The 440-nt window shown below is 45.9% G+C and carries 1 pseudogene; it reads left to right on the top strand.

Annotation, left to right across the window (positions count from 1 at the left end):
* Positions 1-379, top strand: a pseudogene (locus tag QTO00_RS20870) (two-component system response regulator); the annotation flags it as partial.
* Between the last annotated feature and the right edge of the window lie 61 nt (positions 380-440).

The following is a 440-nucleotide window of genomic DNA, read 5'->3' as shown; positions in this document are numbered from 1 at the left end:
TTACTTATTAAAACCAGTTGTGTTTCCGCGCCTTGAAGCTGCATTGAAGAAATATGTACAGCAAAAACACCAGTTTAATCAGGCATCTGATTTAGATCAGGCAATCGTCGACAAGATGATGCAAACGTCTGGCCCGGTTGATGGAGCAAAAGAGCGATTGCCCAAGGGTATTGATGGCGTTACTCTCGACAAAATTAAATCACTGTTCACAGGGCAAGAGCAGATGACGGCCGATGAAGCAGGAGAGAAGATCGGTGCAAGCCGCACAACTGCTCGCCGTTATCTGGAGTATCTAATTAGCACCGGTGAACTGGAAGCTGATCTGAACTACGGAACCGTCGGTCGTCCTGAGAGGACTTATCTCAAGGCGAGTAATTAATCCTCAGACTCGATGTACACATCTCAAAAACGTGAATGTGTTGTTGCCCTCAGTGTATAAT

The sequence above is a fragment of the Vibrio sp. M260118 genome (assembly GCF_036533755.1).
GTDB lineage: Bacteria > Pseudomonadota > Gammaproteobacteria > Enterobacterales > Vibrionaceae > Vibrio.
The sequence above is the reverse complement of the archived record's forward strand: the minus strand, read 5'-3'. Positions and strand labels throughout refer to the sequence as shown.